This window comes from Mesorhizobium sp. WSM4850, from assembly GCF_055811735.1.
This window is the reverse complement of the sequence record NZ_JBVVPV010000027.1, coordinates 76,848-84,514: the sequence shown is the minus strand read 5'-3', so window position 1 is coordinate 84,514 and position 7,667 is coordinate 76,848. Positions and strand designations below refer to the sequence as shown.

General features: G+C 62.0%; 7 protein-coding genes and 2 tRNA genes. 3 read left to right on the top strand and 6 right to left on the bottom strand.

Features of this window, described 5'->3' with window-relative positions:
* On the bottom strand, positions 1-642 hold a 642-nt coding region (locus AC0L2Z_RS23065), incomplete at its 3' end, for a GTP-binding protein (RefSeq protein ID WP_473629387.1).
* 306 nt (positions 643-948) lie between these two features.
* Between AC0L2Z_RS23065 and AC0L2Z_RS23060 the strand changes: the two genes are divergently transcribed.
* Positions 949-1,836 carry a DMT family transporter gene (locus tag AC0L2Z_RS23060; protein ID WP_473629386.1) on the top strand — a complete coding sequence of 296 codons (888 nt, stop codon included), beginning with the start codon at positions 949-951 and terminating at the stop codon, positions 1,834-1,836.
* A 104-nt stretch (positions 1,837-1,940) separates the two neighbouring features.
* Entirely contained in the window at positions 1,941-2,345 is a 405-nt protein-coding gene (locus AC0L2Z_RS23055) for a GFA family protein (protein WP_128169110.1), read from the top strand.
* 106 nt (positions 2,346-2,451) lie between these two features.
* Here AC0L2Z_RS23055 and AC0L2Z_RS23050 read toward each other — a convergent pair.
* Together AC0L2Z_RS23050 and AC0L2Z_RS23045 are read right to left on the bottom strand one after the other, a co-directional pair.
* Positions 2,452-2,525 (bottom strand) — tRNA-Gly (locus AC0L2Z_RS23050).
* Positions 2,526-2,596: 71 nt separating this feature from the next.
* Positions 2,597-2,681: transfer RNA gene (locus AC0L2Z_RS23045), tRNA-Tyr, on the bottom strand.
* Between the two features lie 200 nt (positions 2,682-2,881).
* On the opposite strand from AC0L2Z_RS23045, the gene AC0L2Z_RS23040 reads away from it, so the two are divergent.
* Positions 2,882-3,730, top strand: a complete 849-nt coding sequence (locus AC0L2Z_RS23040) for a TrmH family RNA methyltransferase (RefSeq protein WP_473629385.1) — start codon at positions 2,882-2,884, stop codon at positions 3,728-3,730.
* Between the two features lie 98 nt (positions 3,731-3,828).
* Here the strand turns inward: AC0L2Z_RS23040 and AC0L2Z_RS23035 are convergent, their stop codons facing one another.
* The 3 genes from AC0L2Z_RS23035 to gcl form a co-directional block, all read right to left on the bottom strand.
* Positions 3,829-4,716: a 2-hydroxy-3-oxopropionate reductase gene (locus AC0L2Z_RS23035; protein ID WP_473629384.1), complete on the bottom strand. Its 888-nt coding sequence runs from the start codon at positions 4,714-4,716 to the stop codon at positions 3,829-3,831.
* Between the two features lie 218 nt (positions 4,717-4,934).
* Positions 4,935-5,732: a hydroxypyruvate isomerase gene (gene hyi / locus AC0L2Z_RS23030; RefSeq protein ID WP_473629383.1), complete on the bottom strand. Its 798-nt coding sequence runs from the start codon at positions 5,730-5,732 to the stop codon at positions 4,935-4,937.
* Positions 5,733-5,745: 13 nt separating this feature from the next.
* A complete protein-coding gene (gene gcl / locus AC0L2Z_RS23025; protein WP_473629382.1) occupies positions 5,746-7,527 on the bottom strand; it encodes a glyoxylate carboligase in 1,782 nt (593 codons plus the stop codon).
* Positions 7,528-7,667 lie beyond the last annotated feature (140 nt).

Below are 7,667 nucleotides of genomic sequence, written 5' to 3'. Positions count from 1 at the left end.
GTCCTCGATCGGCATCAGGAACGGCTTGTCGAGCGGGCGAACCGGCGTCGGGATGTAGTCGTCGACCGCAGCCATCAGCTCGCGGATCGAATCCTCGCCGATCTTCTTGTCGGAATCTTCCAAAGCCGCAAGCGCCGAACCCTTGACGATCGGAATGTCGTCGCCGGGGAACTCGTTCTTGGTCAAAAGCTCGCGCACCTCGAGCTCGACCAGCTCGAGCAGCTCGGCGTCGTCGACCTGGTCGACCTTGTTCAAGAACACCACGATCGACGGCACGCCAACCTGACGGGCCAGCAGGATGTGCTCGCGGGTCTGCGGCATCGGGCCGTCGGCGGCCGACACGACCAGAATCGCGCCGTCCATCTGCGCGGCACCGGTGATCATGTTCTTGACATAGTCGGCGTGGCCGGGGCAGTCGACATGGGCGTAGTGGCGGTTGGCCGTCTCGTATTCGACATGCGCCGTCGAGATGGTGATGCCGCGCGCCTTCTCCTCGGGCGCCGCATCGATCTGGTCGTAGCGCTTGTATTCGCCAAAATACTTGGTGATCGCCGCCGTCAGCGACGTCTTGCCATGATCGACATGGCCAATCGTGCCGATGTTCACATGAGGCTTTGTACGCTCGAATTTACCTTTTGCCATAGTCTCTTTCCTTGGACGGCCGGGACCTTCAGTTCAGTCGAATGCGGGGCGATTAGCGACTGCGGCCGAAAAACACAAGTGTCTTGTGTCCGGGGCTTTCTCACCCGGTCTGAACCCATGATCCGGTTTTCGGGGATGTGGCGCGGATATAGAAACGAACAAGAAGAAATGGAATGGCCGAAGATAGGTTCCGCGGCTGCCGGCATTCAGCCGACGGATATTGCCGCTTCCGCCTGTCCGCCTTGCCGGATTTACTGCCGGATCTGGCCCATTGCCGGTGTGACGCCGGTCTGATTTCCTGATCCGATGCATTTCATTCCGATCGCCATCCGCGGCCCGCTGTTCATGATCCTGTCGACCGGGTCCTATGTCGCCAACGACACCATGTTGAAGCTCGCGACGGTTGGGCTGCCGCCCTATGAAGTGCTGTTTTTGCGCGGGACGGCGGCAACACTGTGGGGAATCCCGTTGCTGTTTGCGCTGGGCTACGCCAGGCAGATCCCGCTGATCCTCGACAGGAGAGTGTTGCAAAGAAACCTGCTCGAGCTGGCGGCAATCCTTTGCTACGTGGTGGCGCTTGCCAACATGCAGATCGCCGATTCGACCGCCCTGGGACAGATCACGCCCCTGCTCATGCTGATTGGCTCCTCTGTCCTGTTCGGCGAACGGATCGGCGGCTTGCGCATGGCGCTGATCGGGCTCGGCTTCATCGGCGCGGTGATGGTGGCGCAGCCGACGATGCAGGGAATCTCGGTCTACGCCTTGCTGGCGCTCGGCAATGCGGCGTTCGCCGCCGCGCGCGATCTCGCCGGGCGCCGGGTCGCCGCCGACGTGCCCGGAATGATCGTCGCAATTTCCGCGGTGGTGGTGGTGCTGGTCGGATCAGGCGTCGCGCATCTGATGTCGGAGCGGTGGGTGGCGCCCGAGACGCATCATTTACTGCTGATGGCCGGGGCCGGATTGTTCCTGATTTTTGGCCATTTCTTCATCTTCATGGCCTATCGCGCCGGGCCAACCGGCGTCGTGGCGCCGTTCTATTACTGCTTCACCGTCTGGGCGGTCATTTCCAGCCTGGTGGTGTTCCAGCAATTGCCGAACGCGCTGGCGATCGGCGGTATCCTGCTGGTGGTGGCCAGCGGGCTGACCATCGTGTCGCTCGACGAGCGGCGGCGCCGACTGACCGTCGTCGCATAATTTGGGCAGTGGTGACCAAACGGTTACATCACAACTTTCAACTTGGCCGCTGCCCGCAAAAAATGGAGAAACCTGTGACAAGCCAGGAGAACGTCGGCAACCGCATGCTTGCCGGAAAATGCCTGTGCGGCGCCGTGCAATACGCGGTGGCCGACGAGTTCATCTACGCCGCCAACTGCCACTGCTCGGACTGCCGGCGCACCACCGGTTCGGCCTTCAAGCCGTTTGCCGGCATCGAGCGTGAGAGACTGAGCCTGACCAAGGGCGAGGACAACCTCCTGATCTTTGGCGATGAGACCGGCCACAACGTGCACTGCAAGACCTGCGGCTCATTGCTCTACTCGGTCGTCCGCGACGGCGCCTTCGTCCACGTCGCCATGGGGACGCTCGTCGACGAGCCGGCCATCCGTCCGACGCACCACATCTTTGTCGGCTCCAAGGCGAAGTGGTCCACGATCACCGACGACCTGCCTCAATACGAAGATCATGTCACCGGAGGCGCCGACTGAAGACCTGGCGATGTGGATGACGGCATTGCCGCTCAGGCACACGCAGTGACACGGCGCATTTTCAAGGAAGTTATTTTATTTTCGATAATGACTTTAACAGCATGCTTGGAGCGGGTAGCGGGAATCGAACCCGCATATTCAGCTTGGAAGGCTGCTGCTCTACCACTGAGCTATACCCGCGCATTTCACCCGAAAACCGCTATGCACTTTTCGGTCCGAGGCTTTGCGTTTCAGGGCTTCCGGGCCGGCAGTGGTGGAGAGGGTTGGATTTGAACCAACGTAGGCATAGCCAACGGATTTACAGTCCGTCCCCTTTAACCACTCGGGCACCTCTCCAGTCTGCCGCCGGAGCCATGCAACGAGGCATCGACGCGTCGCGGCCGCAGGAGCAGCCCGTCGCGAAGCGCCTTATGGCGGCAGCGCCCAAAACTGTCAACCGCAACATCCCGGCAAAACGCGCTGAATTTGTTGACGACCCGACGAGCAGGGTTTTCAGGCTGTATCCATAGGCGAACGACACGGCTATAGAACCGGCCATGAGCAACGATAACAAGCCCAAAACCCCGAAAGACACCCACTACGCCAAACTGCGCCGCGCGCATCGCGACGAGAAGAGCGGCGGCGCGCCGGCGTTCAGGCCGCGCCAGCCGGTACCACCAGGAGAGACCGCCGCGGATGGGCTGGTGCGGCTGTACGGCCTGCACACGGTGCGAGCAGCACTCGACAATCCGCGCCGGCGGATCAAGAAGATGCTGGTGACGCGCAACGCCGCCGAGCGGCTGGCGATCGCCGACCTCGCCGCCCTGCCCTTTGAGACAGAGATGGTCGAGCCGAAAGACATCGACAAGGTCACCGGCTCCGAAACCGTGCATCAGGGCGTGCTGATCGAAGCCGAGCCACTAAAGCCGAAGCGGCTCGATGCGCTCGGCGATACAACGCTGGTGCTGGTGCTCGACCAGGTCACCGATCCACACAATGTCGGCGCGATCCTGCGCTCGGCGGTCGCCTTCGGCGCCGGCGCGCTGATCACCACGGCGCGCCACAGCCCGCATGAATCCGGCGTGCTGGCAAAGTCGGCCTCCGGCGCGCTGGAGCATATCGACCAGATCGAGGTTAAGAACCTCGCCGACGCGCTCGGCCAGTTGCACGAGGCCGGCTTCCAGACCATCGGCCTCGATTCGGACGGACCGGCGGAACTCGAAAAGAGTTTTTCGGGAGAAAAGATCGCGCTGGTGCTGGGCGCCGAGGGCAAGGGCCTGCGCCAGAAGACGCGCGAAACGGTGACGACGCTGGCGCGGCTCGACATGCCCGGCGCCATCCGCTCGCTCAACGTGTCGAACGCGGCGGCGGTGAGCCTTTATGCGGCGAGGAAGTTTTTGGGTTAGGGGAGTAGGGGAGTAGGGGGAGTAAGAATAAGGCAGCAAGAAAGGCAGGTTGCGGCTCGCTGCAAGCGCTATCCCTACTGCCCTACTCCCCTACTCCCCTACTCCCCTAACTCCTGCCCCGCCATTCGCTCCAGCGCCTTGACCAGTGCCGAATGATCCTCCTTGGCGCTGCCATTGGCCGCGCAGGCGTTGAACAATTGCTGCGTCGTCGAGGTGTTGGGCAGCTGGACGCCAAGCGCTTTTGCCCCCTCCAGAGCGAGATTAAGGTCCTTCTGGTGCAGTTCGATGCGAAAGCCCGGCGCGAAGCTGCGCTTGATCATGCGCTCGCCATGCACTTCGAGGATGCGCGAGGCGGCCAGCCCGCCCATCAGCGCTTGTCGGACCTTGGCTGGATCGGCGCCGGCTTTCGATGCAAAAACAAGCGCTTCCGCGACCGCTTCAATGGTCAGCGCAACGACGATCTGGTTGGCGACCTTGGTCGTCTGGCCGACGCCGTTGGGGCCGACCAGCGTGATGTTCTTGCCCATTTTCTCGAACACCGGCCTGGCGCGCTCGAAGGCCTTTTCCTCGCCGCCGACCATGATGGTCAGCGACGCGGCCTTGGCGCCGACCTCGCCGCCCGACACCGGCGCATCGAGATAGTCGCAGCCGAGCGCATTGACTTTTATGGCGAATTCCTTGGTCTCGATCGGCGAGATCGAGCTCATGTCGATGACCAACTTGCCCGCGGTCAAACCCGAGGAGACGCCGTTGTCGCCGAACAGCACGTCGGCCACCTCAGGCGTGTCGGGAACCATGGTGATGATGATCTCGGCCGTCTTTGCCACGGCGTGATGGCCGGTGACGGTTTTTAGACCCTTGGCGACAAGATCGGCCGGCGGTTTCGAGCGATGGTCGCTGGCGACGACGGTGTAGCCGGCGTCGAGCAGATGCCCCGCCATCGGGGTGCCCATGATGCCGAGGCCGATGAAGCCGATGGTTTCCATTGATGTTCTCCGTTCTTTTTAAGGCCGCGTTCCGTCGCGCCCCCCTCTGGGCCTGCCGGCCATCTCCCCACGGGTGGGGAGATTGGACGTCACCGCCGCTTTCGCCAATTTTCGAGGTTGGAAAAGTAAAAGCCGGCGCCGGAACTGCCGATCTCCCCACCTGTGGGGGAGATGGCCGGCAGGCCAGAGGGGGCGCGACGGAACGCAAGTTCAAACCGCTAAGCCGCAGCGTTCCCCTGCCCTACAAACTCCCGGAACCAGCCCAGCCCGGCTTCCGTCCCGCCCTTCGGCTTGTACTCCGCCCCTACCCAGCCGGTATAGCCGATGCGGTCGATGTGACTGTACAGAAAAGGAAAATTGATCTCGCCCGTCCCCGGCTCGTGACGGCCGGGATTGTCCGCCAGTTGGATATGCGCGATGCGGTCGAAGTTTGCCTCGATGGTGCGGGCGAGATCGCCCTCCATGATCTGCATGTGATAGATGTCGTATTGCAGGAACAGGTTTTTTGAGCCGACGCGGTCGATGAGCGCCAGGGCCTGGTCCGAATAGTTGAGGAAAAAGCCGGGAATATCGCGGGTGTTGATCGGCTCGATCAGCAGCCTCACGCCGGCCTGCTCCAGCTTCTCGGCGGCGAAAGCCAGGTTTTCGGCTAAAACATCTTCCAGCACCGAACGCTCGACGCCTTGCGGCGCGATGCCGGCGAGGCAGTTGACCTGTTCGCAGCCCAGCGCCTGCGCATAAGTGATCGCCTTGGCGACGCCTTGCCGGAACTCGGGAATACGATCCGGCAACACCGCAATGCCGCGCTCGCCCTTGCCCCAGTCGCCGGCCGGCAGGTTGAACAGCACCTGCGTCATGCCGTTTTTCTTCAGCCTTGCCGCAACGACATCGGGCGCATGGTCATAAGGGCCGATATATTCGACACCCCTGAAGCCGGCGCGGGCGGCGGCTTCGAAGCGGTCGAGGAAATCGTGCTCGCCAAAGAGCATCGAGAGGTTGGCTGAAAACCGTGGCATTCTTTTTCTCCGTTCAGTCCAGCATGACAATCGCGGTCGGCGCGTCTTCATGATGTTCGGCAAGGTCCTCGAATTCGGTGACCTTGTCGATTTCAGTGCCCATCGAAACATTGGTGACGCGCTCCAAGATGAATTCGAGCACGACGGGAACCTGGTGCTCCTTCATCAGGCGCTCCGCCTGCTTGAAGGCGCCGGCGAATTCCTCCGGCCTACGCACCCGGACCGCCTTGCAGCCCATGGCCTCTGCGACAGCAACATGGTCGACGCCGTAGCCGGCCTCGGGATCGTCCTTCCGGTTGACGTTCTCGAAGGCGAGGCTGACCTCGAAATCCATCGAAAAGCCGCGCTGCGCCTGGCGGATGAGGCCGAGATAGGCATTGTTCACGACGACATGGATATAGGGCAATCTGTGCTGCGCGCCGGCCGCCAATTCCTCGATCATGAACTGGAAATCATAGTCGCCGGACAACGCCACGATGTTGCGCTGCGGATCGGCGGCGCGAACGCCAAGCGCGGCCGGCAGCGTCCAGCCGAGCGGGCCGGCCTGGCCGCAATTGATCCAGTTGCGCGGCTTGTAGACATGCAGGAACTGGGCGCCGGCGATCTGCGAAAGCCCGATCGTGGTGACATAGGTGGTGTCGCGGCCGAATGCCTTGTTCATCTCCTCGTAGACGCGCTGCGGCTTCAGCGGCACCTGGTCGAAATGCGTCTTGCGCTTCATCGTCTTCTTGCGGACCTGGCATTCCCTGGCCCAGCCCGACCAGTCGCGCAGTTTTCCAGCCGTCTTCCATTCGGTGGCGACGTCCAGCAGCATTTTCAGCGCCGCACCGGCATCCGAAACGACACCGAGATCCGGCGCGAAGACACGGCCGATCTGGGTCGGCTCGATGTCGACATGGATGAATTTCTTTCCCCTGGTGTAGACGTCGACGGAGCCGGTGTGGCGGTTGGCCCAGCGGTTGCCGATGCCGAAGACGAAATCGGCCTCGAGCATCGTCGCGTTGCCGTAGCGATGCGAAGTCTGCAGCCCGCACATGCCGGCCATCAGCCGGTGGTCGTCGGGGATCGCGCCCCAGCCCATCAGCGTCGGGATCACGGGTACGCCGGTGACTTCGGCGAACTCGATCAGCAGATCCGAGGCATCGGCGTTGATGATGCCGCCGCCGGCAACGATGACAGGCTTTTCCGCCGCGTTGAGCATTTTCAGTGCTTTCTCGGCCTGGCCGCGCGACATTGCCGGCTTGAACGGCACTAGCGGCTCATAGGCGTCGATGTCGAACTCGATCTCGGCCAGTTGCACGTCGACCGGCAGATCGATGAGGACCGGCCCCGGCCGCGACGAGCGCATCAGGTGGAACGCCTTCTGCAGCGCCATCGGCACCAGGTAGGGTTCCATGATGGTGACCGCCCATTTGGCGACGGGTGCTGCGATGGCTGCGATGTCGACGGCCTGGAAATCCTCCTTGCTGAGACGCGCCCGCGGCGCCTGGCCGGTGATGCAGAGGATCGGGATGGAATCGGCCGCGGCCGAATAGAGGCCGGTGATCATGTCGGTGCCGGCCGGGCCGGAAGTGCCGATGCACAGGCCGATATTGCCTGATCTGGCGCGGGTATAACCTTCGGCCATGTGCGAGGCCGCCTCGACATGGCGCGCCAGGATATGGCGGATCGTACCCCTCGCCTTCAGCGCCGAATAGAACGGGTTGATGGCAGCACCCGGCACGCCAAAGGCGCAGGAGGTGCCTTCTTTTTCCAAAACGAGAACCGCTGCGTCGACTGCGCGCATCCTGGCCATGTCAAGCCTCCAAGGAATGTGTTGATGGCCGAGAATGCCAGCGCGCCTGTTATTTTTCAATTTTTTCAGAATATTTTTTCATTTATAAGAAACGATTGCTATCTACTGACTTAATTGGATTTTCTGTTTTCCACGAAATT